General features: G+C 56.2%; 18 protein-coding genes. 10 read left to right on the top strand and 8 right to left on the bottom strand.

Annotated features, from left to right (window positions below; genetic code table 11):
- Positions 1-338: 338 nt before the first annotated feature.
- The gene (locus tag OK412_RS07890) at positions 339-1,253 is read right to left on the bottom strand and encodes a LysR family transcriptional regulator (RefSeq protein ID WP_264353006.1); all 915 of its coding nucleotides are present in this window, start codon (positions 1,251-1,253) and stop codon (positions 339-341) included.
- Between the two features lie 140 nt (positions 1,254-1,393).
- Here OK412_RS07890 and OK412_RS07895 point away from each other — a divergent pair, with 140 nt between their 5' ends.
- Positions 1,394-2,815, top strand: coding sequence for a M20 family metallopeptidase (locus OK412_RS07895; protein WP_033757736.1), 1,422 nt, complete (start codon positions 1,394-1,396; stop codon positions 2,813-2,815).
- Positions 2,812-4,080 (top strand): MFS transporter, encoded by a 1,269-nt coding sequence (locus OK412_RS07900; RefSeq protein ID WP_010244731.1) that lies wholly within the window; start codon positions 2,812-2,814, stop codon positions 4,078-4,080. The genes OK412_RS07895 and OK412_RS07900 overlap by 4 nt, the downstream gene beginning before the upstream one ends.
- Before the next feature lie 75 nt (positions 4,081-4,155).
- Here OK412_RS07900 and aldA read toward each other — a convergent pair whose 3' ends face one another.
- Positions 4,156-5,592 (bottom strand): aldehyde dehydrogenase, encoded by a 1,437-nt coding sequence (gene aldA / locus OK412_RS07905; RefSeq protein ID WP_033787796.1) that lies wholly within the window; start codon positions 5,590-5,592, stop codon positions 4,156-4,158.
- Between the two features lie 196 nt (positions 5,593-5,788).
- Here aldA and OK412_RS07910 point away from each other — a divergent pair, with 196 nt between their 5' ends.
- Positions 5,789-6,055: a DksA/TraR family C4-type zinc finger protein gene (locus tag OK412_RS07910; protein WP_010244737.1), complete on the top strand. Its 267-nt coding sequence runs from the start codon at positions 5,789-5,791 to the stop codon at positions 6,053-6,055.
- A gap of 3 nt (positions 6,056-6,058) precedes the next feature.
- Here OK412_RS07910 and OK412_RS07915 read toward each other — a convergent pair whose 3' ends face one another.
- Both OK412_RS07915 and OK412_RS07920 read right to left on the bottom strand, forming a co-directional pair.
- Complete coding sequence (locus tag OK412_RS07915; protein WP_008925225.1) at positions 6,059-6,157, bottom strand: YoaK family small membrane protein; 99 nt, start codon at positions 6,155-6,157, stop codon at positions 6,059-6,061.
- 43 nt (positions 6,158-6,200) lie between these two features.
- Positions 6,201-6,524 (bottom strand): hypothetical protein, encoded by a 324-nt coding sequence (locus tag OK412_RS07920; protein ID WP_010244743.1) that lies wholly within the window; start codon positions 6,522-6,524, stop codon positions 6,201-6,203.
- A gap of 359 nt (positions 6,525-6,883) precedes the next feature.
- On the opposite strand from OK412_RS07920, the gene rhaT reads away from it, so the two are divergent.
- Positions 6,884-7,918: an L-rhamnose/proton symporter RhaT gene (rhaT, locus tag OK412_RS07925; protein WP_264353007.1), complete on the top strand. Its 1,035-nt coding sequence runs from the start codon at positions 6,884-6,886 to the stop codon at positions 7,916-7,918.
- Positions 7,919-8,091: 173 nt separating this feature from the next.
- Here the strand turns inward: rhaT and rhaR are convergent, their stop codons facing one another.
- Complete coding sequence (gene rhaR / locus OK412_RS07930; protein WP_010244749.1) at positions 8,092-8,955, bottom strand: HTH-type transcriptional activator RhaR; 864 nt, start codon at positions 8,953-8,955, stop codon at positions 8,092-8,094.
- A gap of 11 nt (positions 8,956-8,966) precedes the next feature.
- A complete protein-coding gene (gene rhaS, locus OK412_RS07935; protein WP_029519526.1) occupies positions 8,967-9,788 on the bottom strand; it encodes an HTH-type transcriptional activator RhaS in 822 nt (273 codons plus the stop codon).
- A 291-nt stretch (positions 9,789-10,079) separates the two neighbouring features.
- Between rhaS and rhaB the strand changes: the two genes are divergently transcribed.
- The 4 genes from rhaB to rhaM are packed head-to-tail and all read left to right on the top strand — an operon-like array spanning position 10,080 to position 13,958.
- Positions 10,080-11,552 (top strand): rhamnulokinase, encoded by a 1,473-nt coding sequence (gene rhaB, locus OK412_RS07940; RefSeq protein ID WP_264353008.1) that lies wholly within the window; start codon positions 10,080-10,082, stop codon positions 11,550-11,552.
- On the top strand, positions 11,545-12,801 hold the full coding sequence (locus OK412_RS07945) for an L-rhamnose isomerase (protein ID WP_264353009.1): 1,257 nt from the start codon (positions 11,545-11,547) through the stop codon (positions 12,799-12,801). The genes rhaB and OK412_RS07945 overlap by 8 nt, the downstream gene beginning before the upstream one ends.
- A gap of 10 nt (positions 12,802-12,811) precedes the next feature.
- Positions 12,812-13,654, top strand: a complete 843-nt coding sequence (gene rhaD / locus OK412_RS07950) for a rhamnulose-1-phosphate aldolase (protein ID WP_264353010.1) — start codon at positions 12,812-12,814, stop codon at positions 13,652-13,654.
- Positions 13,644-13,958, top strand: a complete 315-nt coding sequence (gene rhaM / locus OK412_RS07955; RefSeq protein ID WP_010670186.1) for an L-rhamnose mutarotase — start codon at positions 13,644-13,646, stop codon at positions 13,956-13,958. Before rhaD ends, rhaM begins: the two co-directional genes overlap by 11 nt.
- A gap of 47 nt (positions 13,959-14,005) precedes the next feature.
- Here the strand turns inward: rhaM and OK412_RS07960 are convergent, their stop codons facing one another.
- The gene (locus OK412_RS07960; protein ID WP_010244765.1) at positions 14,006-14,656 is read right to left on the bottom strand and encodes a TetR/AcrR family transcriptional regulator; all 651 of its coding nucleotides are present in this window, start codon (positions 14,654-14,656) and stop codon (positions 14,006-14,008) included.
- Positions 14,657-14,963: 307 nt separating this feature from the next.
- On the opposite strand from OK412_RS07960, the gene bhsA (OK412_RS07965) reads away from it, so the two are divergent.
- Together bhsA (OK412_RS07965) and bhsA (OK412_RS07970) are read left to right on the top strand one after the other, a co-directional pair.
- Entirely contained in the window at positions 14,964-15,221 is a 258-nt protein-coding gene (gene bhsA / locus OK412_RS07965) for a multiple stress resistance protein BhsA (protein ID WP_031592385.1), read from the top strand.
- 39 nt (positions 15,222-15,260) lie between these two features.
- On the top strand, positions 15,261-15,518 hold the full coding sequence (gene bhsA / locus OK412_RS07970) for a multiple stress resistance protein BhsA (protein WP_010670183.1): 258 nt from the start codon (positions 15,261-15,263) through the stop codon (positions 15,516-15,518).
- 61 nt (positions 15,519-15,579) lie between these two features.
- Here bhsA (OK412_RS07970) and OK412_RS07975 read toward each other — a convergent pair whose 3' ends face one another.
- Positions 15,580-16,764, bottom strand: a complete 1,185-nt coding sequence (locus tag OK412_RS07975; protein WP_010244774.1) for a sugar transporter — start codon at positions 16,762-16,764, stop codon at positions 15,580-15,582.
- Positions 16,765-16,929 lie beyond the last annotated feature (165 nt).

Below are 16,929 nucleotides of genomic sequence, written 5' to 3' on the forward strand. Positions count from 1 at the left end.
CTATCAGCAGGGGCGCATACACATGTGGGCCTCTGCTGTCTGGCTCAGCTTAAAAAGAACTGACAGCAATAAATAAGTTCAATGCGAAGGGAACATGCCCCGAAGAGGAAAGCGTCCCGCGCCATGGACAAAAACGCCGGGAGCGTTTTTGAACAACGCAACGCGTTGGCCCGGCTACGGGCGCACCTCAGGGATGAGGTGCGTAATCGCGCGGGCCGGGCATGCCATGGATGGCGGCTGTTGCGACTTTCCGATCGGGTCGTGTTCCCTAAGCCAGCACTATCTGACAGCCATCCAGCGCAGACTTTAACAACCAAACTCCTTTAAGCCTGTATTACTCATCCCATCCTCACCTGCTGATCCATCTCCGTCAGCCGCTGTTGCAAAAACTGCAGAAACAGCGTCAGCGCCGCATTCCGCTGGCGGCCGGACACCGTCTGAAGCTGCAACGTACGCTGACTCAGCTGATCCACCCCCATCGAACGCAACACCAGATTTTGCGTGTCGCGTTCAAACAACAGGGTAAACGCACTGCAAATGGTTACTGCCTGCGGGGTATGCAGCAAAAAGTGGTAGAGCGTAGCGAAATAGTCGCAGGTCAGCACCGGCTCGACCACGCAGTCGTTCATCTGGCAGGAGAGGTCAAACAACTGCCGCACGGTAGTATGCTGACCTGGCAACGCCAGCGGCCAGCCATGCAGATCGGCCAGCGTCACCTGACGCGACGCCAGCGAATGCGACTGATGCATCGCCAGTAACACCGGCGCCGGCCAAGAGCCGAGCACCTCAACGCTGCGCTCCGGTTGCAGACTGAACTGCAGCGCAACATCGCATTCCCCAGCCCTGACGCATGCCGCCACGCCCTGAGAGTGCATCACGTTAAGCGCAAACAGCACGCCAGGGTTGGCCTGACGGAACTCCGCCAGCAGACCCGGCAGCAGACTGAACGCCATTCCGTCGGTGCAGGCGATGCGGATCAGGCTGCGCCGTATTGCTTTCAGACCCTTAATCTCCGCCAGCGCATATTCCATATCGAGCTGACTCTTGCGCACATGATGCGCGAATATTTCACCGGCTTCGTTCAATACCATGCCGCGTGCATGCCGCTCAAACAGCGGCACACCCACCTGCGTTTCCAGGCGCTGGATCTGGCGACTTATCGCCGACACCGCCACAAAGAGCTGCTCGCTGGCGGCGCTGAGCGATCCGCACTGTACGACCGCCAGGAAATAGCGGATCTCACTGCTTAACATGGTGACTCCGACAAAACGCATCATAAAAGGGCAGGCGTGGCTTGCTTTAAAAGCAAGGCTCACTCGATAAATTAATAATTGTGGCAAAGAGAGAAGTTTGTCAAAGATAAAGCACGATAAAAAGAACAGACAGGGCAAACATGACAGAGCAACAGACCGTTGACCAGGCGATGCACTATTTCGACAGTGGCGAGTTTCAGCAGCTGCTGGCACGACGAATTTCCTGCGTGACCGAAAGCCAGCACGCCAGCAGGCAGGTGGAGCTGGAGAACTATCTGCAGCAGGAGATCGGCCCGCAGCTGGCGGCGATGGGCTTTACGCTGCACCCGTTTGAGAATCCGCAGCCCGGCAGCCCGCCGTTTCTGATCGCCACGCTCATTGAAGATCCCTCCAGACCGACGCTGCTCTGCTATGGCCACGGCGATGTGGTGTTCGGCGACGATGAGAACTGGCGCGACGGTTTATCACCGTGGCAACTCACGGCTGAAGATGACCGCCTGTATGGGCGCGGCAGTGCGGACAACAAAGGCCAGCACTGCATCAATCTCGCGGCGCTGGAGCAGGTGTGGCAGGCACGCGGTGGCGCACTGGGCTTCAACTGCAAAATTTTGTTTGAAATGGGTGAAGAGATCAGTTCACCGGGGCTGGCGGAGATTTGTCAGCAGCAGCGGGCGCTGTTACAGGCCGACCTCTTTATCGCCTCTGATGGCCCGCGACTGAACGCGGTGCGGCCGACACTGTTCCTGGGTTCGCGTGGCGCGGCGAACTTTCGTCTGACTATCAGGGCGCGCGACAACGCCTATCACTCCGGCAACTGGGGCGGACTGCTGAGTAATCCCGGCACCCAGCTGGCGAATGCGCTCGCCTGCCTGGTGAATGCAAAGGGTGTTTTGCAGGTCGCCGCGCTGAAACCGGACTCCCTGACCGATGCGGTGCGCGCCATCCTCAGTGATATTGAGGTGGGCGGAATGCCGGGCGATCCGGCGCTGGCCGACGGCTGGGGCGAGCCGGGTCTGACGCCTGCGGAGCGTCTTTATGGCTGGAACACGCTGGAGGTGCTGGCGTTTGAAACCGGTAACCCGGCGCGCCCGATGAACGCCATTCCCGGCAGCGCCACGGCGGTGTGTCAGCTGCGATTTGTGGTCGGCACCGACTGGGAAAATCTGGTCCGGCATGTCGAAAGTCACCTGCATCAGCACGGCTTCGATAACGTCAGCGTAGAGTTTATGCGCGGTTCACCTGCAACGCGACTCGATCCGCAGGATCCGCTGGTGGCCTGGGCGCTGGACACGCTGGCCCGCAGCAGCGGTAAAAAACCGGCGCTGTTGCCCAATCTCGGCGGTTCACTGCCCAATGAGGTATTTGCCGATATCCTCGGCCTCCCGACGCTGTGGGTGCCCCATTCCTATCCGGCCTGCGGCCAGCACGGCGTTAACGAACACATGCTCACCTCTGTTGCACGTGAAGGGCTGGCGATCATGACCCGCCTTTTCTGGCAACTGGGTGAAGAGGGCGAACAACTGATGTCGCGCCACCATCAGTGGCGGAGAGGTGAACAATGAGCAGCATCGCACAGAGTACTCCGCAGGTGAAACCGAGCCTGCACAAAACGCTGTTCGCTACCTGCATTGGTAACGCGCTGGAGTGGTTCGACATCGCGGTGTATGGCTTCTTCGCCAGCTACATCGCGCACGTCTTCTTTCCGGTCAGCGATCCGTCGGTGTCGCTGCTGCTGACCTTCGGCAGCTTCGGCATCTCATTCCTGATCCGTCCGCTGGGTGCCATCGTGCTGGGCAACTATGCCGACCGTCATGGCCGTAAAAAAGCGCTGCTGCTCTCAATCAATCTGATGATGCTGGGCGGGGCGATCATTACCTTTATGCCGGGTTACGCCACTATTGGTCTGGCGGCGCCGCTGCTGATTATTCTGGCGCGTCTGATTCAGGGCTTCTCTGCCGGGGGCGAGTTTGGCAGTTCCACCGCTTTCCTGGTAGAGCACTTTCCCGAGCGCAAAGCCTTTATCGCCAGCTGGCAGTTCGCCACACAGGGCGCCAGTACTCTGATGGCATCGGCGTTCGGCCTCGGGCTGACACACTGGCTGAGCGAAAGCGAGATTCAGGCGTGGGGCTGGCGTATCCCGTTTGCCTTCGGCTTACTCATTGGGCCGCTGGGGATCTATATTCGCCGTCACGTGCAGGAGCCCGCCAGCTTTGCGACGCAGGAGAAGGAAGCCGCACCGCTGAAAACGCTGTTCGGGCGGCAGAAAGCGCTGATCACCCTGGCGATTGGGGTGATGGTGATCTCAACCGCGGTCAACTACATGCTCAATTACATTCCGACCTACGCCACCAAAACGCTGCATCTGCCGGGGTCGGTGGCCTTTACCGCCACGCTGGTCGCAGGGATTATCCTGACGGTGGTGACGCCCATAATGGGATTGTGGGCGGAGCGGATAGGCCGATTGCCGCTGATGTGGGGATCGCTGCTGCTGTTGATGGTCACGATCTATCCCGCCTTCAAATGGATGGTCGATCACACTACGCCCACCACGCTGATCCTGCTGGTGGCGTGGATGGCGCTACTCAAGTCGGTCTATTTCTCCACGGTGCCGTCGGTGATGGCCGATCTCTTCCCGGCGACCACGCGCGCCAGCGGCATGGCGATTAGCTACAACGTGGCCGTGACGGTATTTGGCGGGTTTGCACCGTTGATTTGCAGCATGCTGATAGCCGCCACCGGCAGCAGTCTGGCGCCTGGATACTACCTGATGGCCGTAGCCGTGCTGAGTGGCATCGCGCTGCTGCGCTGCAGTAAGCGGGTGGCATAAAAGAGTGGGCCGATTACTGGCCCACTCTGGTACTGACAACGTCAGGTACGGGAGGCGGTAAGATCGAGCCAGTGATTAACTGAACTGTAAATAGGCAACATGGGTCTGCAGATACTCCTCCAGACCATGTTTTCCATCGGCACCGCCGACACCCGATTTACGCCATCCGGCATGAAAACCCTGCATCGCTTCGAAGTTTTCACGGTTAACATAGGTTTCGCCGAACTTCAGCTTTCGCAGCGCGGTCATGGTGGTATTCAGATTCTGCGTATAAATCGAGGAGGTCAGCCCATACTCGCAGTCGTTGGCCAGCGTAATCGCCTCATCCAGCGTTTTAAAACTCATCACCGGCAGAACCGGGCCAAAAATCTCCTCCTGCATAATCGCCATCTCCTGGCGCACCTCAGTCAGCAAGGTGGGCTGGAAAAAGAAGCCTCTGTCTCCGGCGCGCTTGCCGCCCAGCACCACTTTTGCCCCTGCGGCGACGGCCTCTGCTACTTTCTGCTCCACCCGATCCCGTGCTGCGGCATTAATCAGCGGACCCATATCGATATCGCTGCGTTCGGCCGGGTCGCCAAATGTCACCTGCTGAAACGCGGCGGTCAGTGCGCTGATAAAACGATCGTAAATGCCTTCCTGCACATAGAGCCGCTCTACGCAATTGCAGACCTGGCCGCTGTTAATGATCCGCGAGCTGACGACCGCCCGCACAGCCAGCTCGAGGTCGGCATCATCCATCACGATGGCAGGGGCTTTGCCACCCAGTTCCAGCGACACTTTGGTGACATTTTTAGCCGCGGCTTCCATGGTGGCAATGCCCGCACCGACGCTTCCGGTCAGACTCACCAGACCGACCTTAGGATTTGCCGCCAGCTCCTGTCCCACTTCCGGTCCCAGACCATAAACAAAGTTAATGACGCCAGCAGGCAGACCCAGCTTTTGTATGATGTCGGCAAAAAGTGCCGCATTATTCGGTGTCAGCTCACTGGGTTTGATCACGATGGTGTTTCCGGTGATCAGGGCCGGTGCCGCTTTGCGGGCAATGAGGAAGAAGGGGAAATTCCACGGCAGTATTCCGGTAGTGACGCCGATCGCTTTTTTAAACAGGAAGATATTTTCGTTGGGGCGGTCACTGTTGATGATCTCACCTTCATAGCGCCGCGCCCACTCCGCCATGTAATCGAGGTAGTCGGCGGTGAACATCACTTCGGTCTTCGCCAGCCCCTGGGTTTTTCCACCCTCAGCCACAATGGTTGCCGTCAGTTCAGGCTCACGCTGGCGGATGGCGGTGGCAATTTTGTGCAGCCAGACGCCGCGCTCTACTGCAGGCAGCGCTTCCCATCCAGGCTGAGCCACTTCTGCGGCGCTGATGGCAAGGCTGGCATCCTGACGACTGCCCTGGGGAATACGGGACAGCAACGCCTCCGTGGACGGATTGATCACTTCAATCCACCGGTCACCCTGGTGGGCTACAAATTCGCCATTAATGTAATGTTGATGATGTGTTGTCATTCTCTTAGCTCTCCGCTATCGATACGTTGCAGTAATGTGATAGCAGGGTGAAACAGATTGCTCAGGGCTACCTTTAGCTGATTGCCAGCTGCCGGGAGCGGCTGGCAGCCAATCACAGATATCGGTGAGTTCTGCGGCAAAAACGTCAATATGTTGTAGATTTAAAGGAGTGAAGTGGTAATAAAGGGGTTAAATCATGGCAAATGGATGGGCGTCAGAAGGCGCAGTACAGGAACAGATCGATAGCACCGTCAATGACGGCATTGAGCGGGTAAGACAGTCGATCGGACAGGGCGAAAGCGCCACCGAATGTGAGCTCTGCGGCGAGCCTATTCCCGAAGCGCGTCGTCAGGCGCTTAAAGGCGTGCACTATTGTGTGGCGTGTCAGGAAAAAATCGACAAGCAGCAGCAGACCAGCAGTTTATATAACCGTCGGGGCAGTAAAGACAGTCAGTTGCGCTGACCTTCAGGAGCCTGGCATCGCCAGGCCACTGCCAATAAACCACGCCAGAAAGCCCACGCCCGCCACAATGATGGCGATCGGAAACAGAATTCCAATTCTCATAATTTACCTGCTGCAAACAGCGATTTCAGGGGCTGCGATCTTATCATGAGATCTGCAATACGGCGCGGTGGGTTTTCAGCAGAGTGAACAGCTGGAACTGCGTTGCATCATTTTCCTCCCGCAACACCTCACCTTTTTTATAGAGAATATGGTGAACATGTCCGAGCTGACGCCAGACCACTATCGCTGAGGCGATCAGGGCGCAATGCTGATCCGCCTGCACACACTCAAGGGTGGCATAGTGGGTTTCATCCAGGCCATTCACAAACACCTTTATCGCATCTGCAGGTAATATCGCGCGCAGATCATCCAGCATTACCTGGCTGACTGACTGCGAAAGAAACAGCGTTAACCACTTTGTCGTCATCCCATTCCCTGATCCGATCAATTTTCCCCAGTTTATACGACCTTGCCCGCGTTAATGAAAGGCTTCTTTGCACATTTGCCAACCTTCCCTTGTGAATGGCAGTCAGATCAGAATTGTGCTGCGCCACACAGCAAAAATGAAAAAAACATTGAATAATAAGTTACTTACTTAACTAATCGTCCGGTTTTCTGACAACGGTGAAATTGTGATCCCTGATGGGCACAACGGGTAAATATTGCCACTTCACTGTGGCTTCCGGCATTTATCCAAAGGCTGAGGAATTCCTGCTGAACGTAGACTGCCTGCTGAGCGGAAGCAGACAGGTTTCCGACAGGCCTCAACCTAACCGGGGAATAACAATGAACAGTGCCATTATTGCGGGTATCTTCTGGCATTTTGTCGGAGCTGCCAGCGCCGCGTGTTTCTACGCGCCTTTTAAACAGGTGAAAAGATGGTCATGGGAAACCATGTGGTCGATCGGTGGCCTGATGTCGTGGCTGATCCTGCCGTGGGCGGTAAGTGCCATTTTACTGCCAGATTTTATGGCCTATTACAGCAGCTTCTCGCTTTCGCAACTGACGCCGGTATTTCTGTTTGGCGCGATGTGGGGCATAGGCAATATCAACTACGGCCTGACCATGCGTTATCTCGGCATGTCGATGGGAATCGGTATCGCGATTGGCATTACCCTGGTGGTCGGCACGCTGATGACACCGCTTCTGCAGGGGCGCTTTGGTGAGCTCTTCGCGTCGGCGGGTGGCGGGTTAACCTTGCTGGGCGTACTGGTGGCACTGATTGGCGTCGGGATTGTGTCGCGTGCCGGGCTGTTAAAGGAGCGGGCGCTGGGGATTAACGCAGAAGAGTTTAATCTCAGAAAAGGACTGGTGCTGGCGGTGATGTGCGGCATCTTCTCGGCGGGTATGTCCTTTGCCATGGATGCGGCTAAACCCATGCATCAGGCCGCCGCTAATCTGGGCATCGATCCGCTGTATGTAGCTCTGCCCAGCTACGTAATCATTATGGGCGGCGGCGCTCTGGTTAATCTGGCCTTCTGTTTCTGGCGGCTGGCCACCCGGCCAGAGCTGTCGGTGCGTAAAGACTTCTCGGTCGGGAAGTCGCTGCTGATTGCTAATACCGCGTTTGCGGTGCTCGGCGGCACCATGTGGTATCTGCAGTTCTTCTTCTATGCCTGGGGCCATGCCAGAATCCCGGCGCAGTATGACTATGTCAGCTGGATGCTGCACATGAGTCTATACGTCCTGTGTGGTGGTCTTGTGGGGCTGCTGATGAAGGAGTGGAAGTCTGCGGGACGCCGCCCGGTCAGCGTGTTATCAATCGGCTGTGTGGTGATTATCATTGCCGCCAATATTGTGGGACTTGGCATGGCGGCCTGATCGCGAATAGTGACTCTGTCTTTATGCAGGCGGGGCCTGCCAGACTGATGGCTCACTCCGTCGGGGTTTTACTTACAACAACACATTAGTTTAATTCGCAGGCACTGTTTCCCGGCAATGTGGAACAGCTTTTCTCTGTTACCTCAACGGGCCTGCTATGCAGGCCCGTTTTATTAAGACTCGGCACTTTTCAGTGCCTGGCGTGGCGCGATAAATTGCTGTCGCCAGGCGCTGGGAGGTAAACCGGTGTCACGGGTGAAAACCACCGAAAAATAGTTACTGTCATCAAAGCCGCAGCGGGCGGCAACCTCACTAATTAGACAATCCTGGGTGCGCAGCAGATATTTTGCCTGACAGAGCTGCAGCTGACGCAGGTAATGACCGATGGTCATCCCGGTCTGCTGACGGAAAAGCTGCCTCAGCGCCCGTTCGCTGAGCTGGTTCTGCTGACAAAACTCCGCGAGATCAAAGGGGCGGGCAATCGCACCCTGTAACGCTGACATCAGCAGATCGAGCTGTTCCCCCTCCGGCAACGCCCAGGGGCGGTCGGCCGCGTAGCCGTGGCGGCGCAGAATCAGCGCCAGCTGTAAAAACAGCGCCTCCGAGAGCTGAACTGACAGGGGGTCGCTTTTGCGGCTTTCACGCTCCAGCTGGCTGATCACTCCCCGGGCCAGCGCCATCCCTCGCGTGGTCAGCCGCCAGCCGCCTGGCGCATCCGGTCCCTGTTGCGGCAGCAGCTGATTCCAGTCAAGGGCAAGACCAAAGCGATCCCGACAGTAGAGGATGTTATCCAGCACCAGATCGTTAACGCTGTCGTAGCTGTGGCAGTCACTGTCGCGGATATAAAAAACGTCGCCACAGGTAATCAGCCAGGGCCGATCGTTGAGGACGTGCAGGCCATTGCCGCGCCAGACAATCACGATTTCACTGAACTCGTGTCGATGCGGCGGGAAAGAGGGTTGTGGCATCCTTTCGGCGACCGCCACCGGTAGAGTAGTGGCGGGAAAATAGTCATCCCGACTGAGTATCAATGCCATGATTGGCTCCTTTACATCATCTGCTGGCGCTCCGCTCGCGGTGCGCAGCCAAATTCGCGCCTGAACAGGGTTGAGAAATGGTTGCTGTCCCCAAATCCACACTGGAAGGCGATATCGGTAATTCGCATATCACTGTGACGCAGCAGATGACGGGCCTGCAACAGCCGCACACGGTTCAGGTAGCGCTGCGGCGTGCTACCGGTTTGCTGCTTCATTTGCCGATGCAGGGTACGCAGCGACAGGGAGAAGCGGTCAGCCAGTTCATCCCAGATAATCTCATCACTGTAATGCTCACCCAGCCAGTCGAGCAGACGATGCAGCCGCGCCTCCTGATCCTGACTCTGTCCATCAATGCACGCCTCACGCAACAGCACCAGCAACTGTAAAAAGAGCTGTTCCTGACGCGCCTGTTTTTCCATCGACCAGGTATCATCCGGCTGCATCTGCGCCGCCACACTCAGCGCCTGCGTCATCACCTTTTGATTGATGCGCCAGTGGGAAGCATATTGCCCGTCCTGATCGCAGGGCAGTAAAGCCTGTAACCCGGAGAGAAAGCGAAACGCGCCGGGGCTGCGATAAAGCACGTTGGTCAGACAAAGGTTGTCGGTCTGCTCATAAAGATGACGATCGTGATCGCGCACAAAGCAGACGCAACCGGCGCACAGCGTTTGTGGCTGACCATTAAACACATGAATGCCAGAGCCTTGCTCAACCAGCACAATTTCATGGAAATCATGATGATGTTCCGGGAAGGCGGCCTGGGGTACGCGGGGTTCAATCGCAATGGCGTAATCGCCTTCGGGGAAAAAATCCGCACTGTGCAATATGGTCATGGTCATCTCTCGCTGCTTAACAAAACCGTAACGCAGTCTAATCAGCACGCTCTAACCTTACCTTGAATTTTCAGCCTGACTCAGCAGGAATCATGCTGATTTTTCAAGAAATCCTTAGCAGTTAACAGATTTGCGGCAGGGGTCACATCCTCCTGCCTTTCGCCTCTGTGATCTCTCTCACGAAGTTCTTTGCAAGTCTGCCAGGGCTTATCAGCCGCTGGCACTCCGGGGAAGGTCTTTAACCGGCCAGGTTTTTACTCTGTGACCACTCAATCACAGGGAAAAGTCGCCATGACCAGGAGAAACATTGTTGCTATTGATCTCGGAGCATCCAGCGGGCGCGTCATGCTCGCAAGCTGGGATGCTGCGCAGCGCCAGCTCGCGCTTCGTGAGGTCCGGCGCTTTAAAAATAAGCGCCAGCGTCGTGCCGGTTATGACTGCTGGGATCTGACGATGCTTGAGCAGGAGATACGCGCCGGGCTGGCTCAGTTAGATGAAGAGAAGATCGTGCCAGACAGTATCGGTATCGACACCTGGGGCGTTGATATGGTGCTGCTGGATGCAGAGGGCGAGCCGGTGGGTGAGGCGGTCAGCTACCGCGATGCGCGCACCCACGGCCTGATGGAGCAGGCGCAGCAAGAACTGAGTCGCAGTGCCATCTACGCCCGAACCGGCATTCAGTTTCTGCCATTCAATACGCTCTATCAGATGCGCGCCCTGCATCAGCAGCAGCCCGACTGGCAGGCCCGCGTGGCGCATGCGCTGATGATGCCGGACTACCTGCATTATCGCCTGACCGGTAATCTCAACTGGGAATACACCAACGCCACCACCACGCAAATGCTCAATATTCACAGCGGCGAATGGGATCGTGAGCTGCTCGCCTGGGCGGGCGTTGCTCCTGAATGGTTCGGTCAGCCGCAGGCATCGGGCAACACCGTCGGCCACTGGGTCAATAGCGCGGGTGTCCCGGTCCCGGTGATTGCCGTCGCCACCCACGACACCGCCAGCGCGGTTCTGGCAACGCCGCTGATGCAGGACGATGCGGCCTATCTCAGTTCCGGAACCTGGTCGCTGATGGGCTTTGAAAGTTTGCAGCCTTATGCCTGCGATGCCGCGTTACGCGCCAATATCACCAATGAGGGCGGCGCAGAAGGCTACCGCGTACTGAAAAATATCATGGGCTTATGGCTGTTGCAGCGCATCTGCGGCGAACTGCAGATTGACGATCTCAGCGCACTGATTGATCAGACGGCCCGCCAGCCCGCCTGTGTTTCACTGATTAGTCCCAACGATGCGCGCTTCATCAATCCCGACAGCATGGTTAACGAGATTCAGAACGCCTGCGCAGAGCAGGGAATGCCGGTGCCACAATCTGCCGCCGCGCTGGCACGCTGCATATTTGACAGCCTGGCACTGCTCTATCGCGAGGTGATCCAGGAGCTGGCAGAGCTGCGAGGCAAACCTTTCAGCCAGCTGCACGTGGTAGGGGGCGGCAGCCAGAACCGTTTTCTTAACCAGCTCTGTGCCGATGCCTGCCAGATTCCGGTGCTGGCAGGTCCGGTTGAAGCCTCCACGCTGGGTAACGTCGGTTGCCAGCTGATTGCGCTTGGCGAACTGATCGATGTGGCTGATTTCCGCTGCAGCGTCATCAACAACTTCCCACTGGAAAAATTCGAACCGCAAACTCACAGCGTCTTCAGTGCCAGTCAGGCACGCTTCGCGACGCTGAGTCAACCCGCTAAGGAACCCGCTTATGACTAAGCAGATTGAACAGGCTTTTGAACTGGCTAAACAACGCTACGCTGACAATGGAGTTGATGTTGAACAGGCCATTCGCCAGCTGGACAGCATTCCTGTCTCGATGCACTGCTGGCAGGGGGACGATGTCCGGGGCTTTGAGAACCCACAGGGCGCATTGACCGGCGGCATCCAGGCGACCGGCAACTATCCGGGGCGGGCACGCAATGCCAGTGAATTACGCAGCGATATCGACAAGGCGATGTCTCTGATCCCAGGCGCAAAACGTCTGAACCTGCACGCTATCTATCTGGAAAGTGACAAGCCAGTAGATCGGGATGCCATTGAACCTGCCCATTTCGCCAACTGGGTCGCCTGGGCGAAAGAGAACAAATTAGGACTGGATTTTAACCCCAGCTGCTTCTCGCATCCGATGAGTGCCGACGGATTTACGCTGTCGCACAGTGATAAAACCGTGCGTCAGTTCTGGATCGATCACTGCAAAGCGAGTCGCCGCATCTCCGCTTCGTTTGGTGAGCAGCTTGGCACGCCGTCAGTGATGAATATCTGGGTGCCGGACGGCATGAAAGATATTACCGTGGATCGCCTGGCCCCGCGTCAGCGTCTGATGAGCGCACTGGATGAGGTCATCTCAGAAAAACTGAACCCGCAGCACCATATCGACGCGGTTGAGAGCAAGCTATTTGGCATTGGCGCAGAGAGCTACACCGTGGGCTCCAATGAGTTTTATCTTGGTTACGCCGCCAGCCGCCAGACGGCACTATGCCTGGATGCAGGACATTTCCATCCCACCGAAGTGATCTCCGATAAAATTTCCGCCGCGATGCTCTATGTGCCGCGTCTGCTGCTGCACGTCAGCCGCCCGGTGCGCTGGGACAGCGACCATGTGGTGCTGCTGGATGATGAAACTCAGGCGATCGCCAGTGAGATCGTCCGCCATCAGCTGTTCGACAAAGTGCATATCGGACTCGATTTCTTCGACGCCTCTATCAACCGGATTGCCGCCTGGGTTATCGGCACCCGTAACACTAAAAAAGCGCTGCTGCGTGCTCTGCTGGAGCCAACCGATCGTCTGCGCCAGGCCGAGAACGAGGGTGATTACACCGCGCGGCTGACGCTGCTGGAAGAGCAAAAATCATTGCCGTGGCAGGCGGTATGGGAAGCCTGGTGCCTGCGCCATGACGTCCCGGCTGATGCCAGCTGGTTAGGCGACGTCCGCCATTATGAACAACAGATTTTGAGCCAACGTTAAGGATTTCACTATGCAAAGCATTCTTTCTTCCGGGTTTGTTAAGGGAATGGTCAAAGCAACCAGCGATATGTGGCTGAAGGGCTGGGACGAACGTAACGGCGGCAACGTCAGCCTGCGTCTGCGGGAAGAGGAGGTTAAACCTTTTGCCGCTGATTTCTGCCTGCAACCGCGCTGTATTGAGCTGACACAACCCGCGCCGGCGCTGGCGAACGACTGGTTTTTGGTGACCGGGTCAGGAAAATTCATGCGTAATGTCCAGCTTGATCCGGCGGATTGTCTGGCACTGCTGCAGGTCGATGACAAAGGGCTCACTTATAAAATTCACTGGGGCCTGTCGAATGGCGGTTTGCCGACCTCTGAACTGGCGTCACACTTTCAGTCTCATGCGGTGCGTAAAGCGGTCAGCAAGGGTGCAGACCGGGTGATCATGCACTGTCACGCCACCAACTTTATGGCCTTAAGCTATGTGGTTGAGATGGATTCCGCCCGCTTTACCCGCCTGCTGTGGGAAGGGAGTACCGAATGTCTGGTGGTGTTCCCGGACGGTGTGGGTGTTTTACCCTGGATGGTACCCGGCACCGATGAAATCGGCACCGCGACCGCCGGACAGATGCAGTCACATACCCTTGTGATGTGGCCATTCCACGGTGTCTTTGGCACGGGCCCGACACTCGATGAGACTTTTGGTCTGATTGATACGGCGGAGAAATCGTCAGAAGTGATCGTCAAAGTGCTGTCGATGGGCGGTATTCGTCAGAGTATCACCACAGAACAGCTGGTTGCATTGGGTGAGCGCTTTGGTGTGAAGCCGTGGCAACCGGCGCTGGATGCAGGGCCTGCTAATGCTGCGTAAAGCCTTTGTGATGCAGGTGAATCCTTATTGCCATGCAGAGTATGAGCGTCGGCACTCACCGATCTGGCCTGAACTGGCCGAAACCCTGAAAGCGCACGGCGCGCACAACTATGCTATCTGGCTGGACGCCGAGCGGCATCTGCTGTTCGCCAGTGTTGAGATTGAATCTGAGGAGCGCTGGAACGCGGTGGCGGAAACGGAGGTCTGTCAGCGCTGGTGGGCATCAATGAAAGATCTGATGCCGTCTAATGCAGATAACAGCCCGATCAGTGAGCCGTTAAAACCGGTTTTCTTTCTGGAATAAAATCGGGAATAAAAGATGAAAAGGGCGGCATCGCCGCCCTGATATTTTTAACGCTTAGCCTGACACAGGCCGGTGAGTGTCGGCCACATCGCCATCAGCGTATCAATAATGCTCTCCAGATCGTCACGCTCAACGCCTTCACGCGCCCGCACCGACATGCCCTGCAGCATACAACTCAGATAACGTGACAGCGCGGGAATGTTTACTGACGCACTCAGTTCACCACGCTGCTGACGCGCCAGCAGAAAATCCTTTAACACATGCTCCTGCGACTGATGCTGCTGTTGCAGCATGGTGGCAATCTCTGCTGAAGCCGCCGACAGGGCGGTTGAGGTGCAGATAAAGAAACAGCCGCCGGGAGAGTCGCGTTCGGTAAAACAGGCCGCGGTGGCGCGGAAATAGGCTTCAATAGCCCGATCCACCGGTAACTGGTCATCGCCCAATGCCGCTTCACGCCATGCACTGAACTTCTCCACGTAGCGCTCCATCGCCGCGCGAAACAGTCCCTCTTTATTAACAAACTCGGCGTAGAGGGTTGGCGCTTTCGCGCCGGTTGCGGCCACCAGATCGGCCAGAGAAGTTCCCTCGTAACCGTGCGTCCAGAACAGGGTCAGAGCTTTATCGAGCGCTGCTTCGCGATCGAACACTTTTGGTCGGCCGCGGCATTTCTTTACATCGCAATCCTGAACCTGACTCATACACCCTCACTGACAGTAAAACACCCTATTAAATTACCGATCATTATAAAAATGTGCAAGGCCTGGCGTGGATGTCGCCGGCAGGGGTTGCCATTTTGTGCGCCAGCGCATTATTACAGCCCCTTAGGTTAAGTCAGAAAAGAGGCTGAAGCCCATAATCACGCCACTTCCCGAATAAAATAACGCTCATTAAATAAATGTTGACGACAAACCGTATCGGGGTCTATCATTTGTTTAACGGTCATTAATTAAATAGTGACAACCCATTCAGACCAACCGAATTTCAATATTGAATAGAGAGATTATTATGAAAAACATCAAAACCACCCTGGCAGCACTGGCACTGACGACTCTGACTTTTGGCGCATCTGCCGCTGACCTGGTGACCAGCGAACCTGTTAATCAGCAGCCAGTTGGCACCATTTCTGTACTGGGCGGCACCAATCTGTCTTCTGTTGAAGCGCAGCTGAGTGCTAAAGCGGATGAAGCGGGTGCGAAATCGTTCCGCATCACCTCAACCAGCGGCCAGAACAAACTGCACGGCACGGCTGTGATTTATCAGTAATTTTGGTTTTTCAACAGAATAAGTGAGAAGGGGTTCGTTATGAAAAGTATCAATATGATGGTCGTGGCGGCTGTGCTAAGCGGTCTGTCATTTGCCAGCGTAGCGGCCCAGCAGGTCAGCAGCACACCGCTGGATCAGCAAAAAATCGGTGTCATCAGCGCAACGGGCAGTACTAATCTGCTCTCGCTGGAGCAGCAACTGTCAGAAAAGGCCAGCGATGCAGGGGCAAAGTCTTTCCGCATCACTTCGACCTCTGGCAGCAACAACCTGCATGGCACAGCCGTTCTTTATAGATAAAGTGATCGGTAAATAACCCTGAACAGGCTTCAGATAACCCGCTTATCTGAAGCCTTTTTTATTATCCGTTACTGCGTAACTGTGGATAACGACGGAAGATATAAACACACCAGAGTAACGCCACCAGGCCAATCATCCCGCCGACATTGCCGACTTCCGCCATGCTCAGATGCAGGCTGACCTGATTACCCAGCAGCGCACCCGCGCCGATACCGATATTGTAGATACCGGACATCAGCGACATCGCCACATCCGTGGCATCCGGTGCCAGCGACAACACCCGCACCTGCATACCCAGTCCGATCATCATCATCGCCATTCCCCAGACAACGCATAGCGTTGAAATAGCCGCAGGGCGAACGGCAGCAAAAATCAGCAGGCCCATGCACAGGGTGATCAGCGCGATGGCCGCAATCAGCAGTCCGGAGGGAAACTTATTACCGAGTGTGCTGAACAGTACGCTACCCACAATGCCCGCAGAGCCAAACAGCAGCAGTAGCAGGGTGGTGAAGTTGCCACTGGAATGGGCCACGGTCTGCATAAAGGGCTCGATATAGCTGTAAGCGGTGTAATGCGCGGTAACGACCAGCGTCACCAGCAGATACATGCTGACCAGCGCCGGACGGCGAAACAGCATCGGCACACTGCTCAGCGAGCCGGTATGTTCACTCGGCAGACGCGGCAGGATGCGCACCAGCATAATCATCAGCACCAGTGCCGAAAGGCCAATCGCGCCGAAGGTCGTACGCCAGCCAAGATACTGACCCACCACGCGGCCAATCGGCACGCCCAGCACCATCGCCAGCGCGGTACCGGTTGCCAGCATACTTAGCGCCTGAGTTTTCTTACCGGCCGGAGCGACGCGAATCGCCAGCGAGGCGGTGATCGACCAGAACACCGCGTGAGACAGGGCGATACCCACGCGTGACACCATCAGCGACCGGAAATCCCAGGCAACGGTAGAAAGAACGTGGCTGACGATAAAGATCAGGAACAGCACACCCAGCAGCAGTCGTCGCTCAATATTGCGGGTCAGCAGCATCAGCGGCAGTGAGAGCAGTGCAACCACCCAGGCATAGATGGTCAGCATGATCCCGACGTCAGCCGTCTGCATTGAAAAGTCAGCAGCGATGTCAGATAACAGGCCAACCGGCACAAATTCGGTGGTATTAAATACAAAGGCGGCGATGGCCAGCAATACCACGCGTAGCCAGGCAGTTTTACGTGAAACAGTAGTTGGTTGCATGAGGAGTCAAGTCAGTCAGTACAGCGAATCGGATGTGGCAGAAACATCCAGCGAAAGTGACCTGCGTCACAAATTACTGACCATTGTAGTGAATAAAGCGGGAAGAGAAACCTTATAAACGCCTTTTAATGCTGAAATTTTTTTATCGCCCCATCACAGGGCGAT

It is taken from the genome of Pantoea sp. JV6, assembly GCF_025910055.1.
Classification (GTDB): Bacteria; Pseudomonadota; Gammaproteobacteria; order Enterobacterales; family Enterobacteriaceae; genus Pantoea; species Pantoea agglomerans.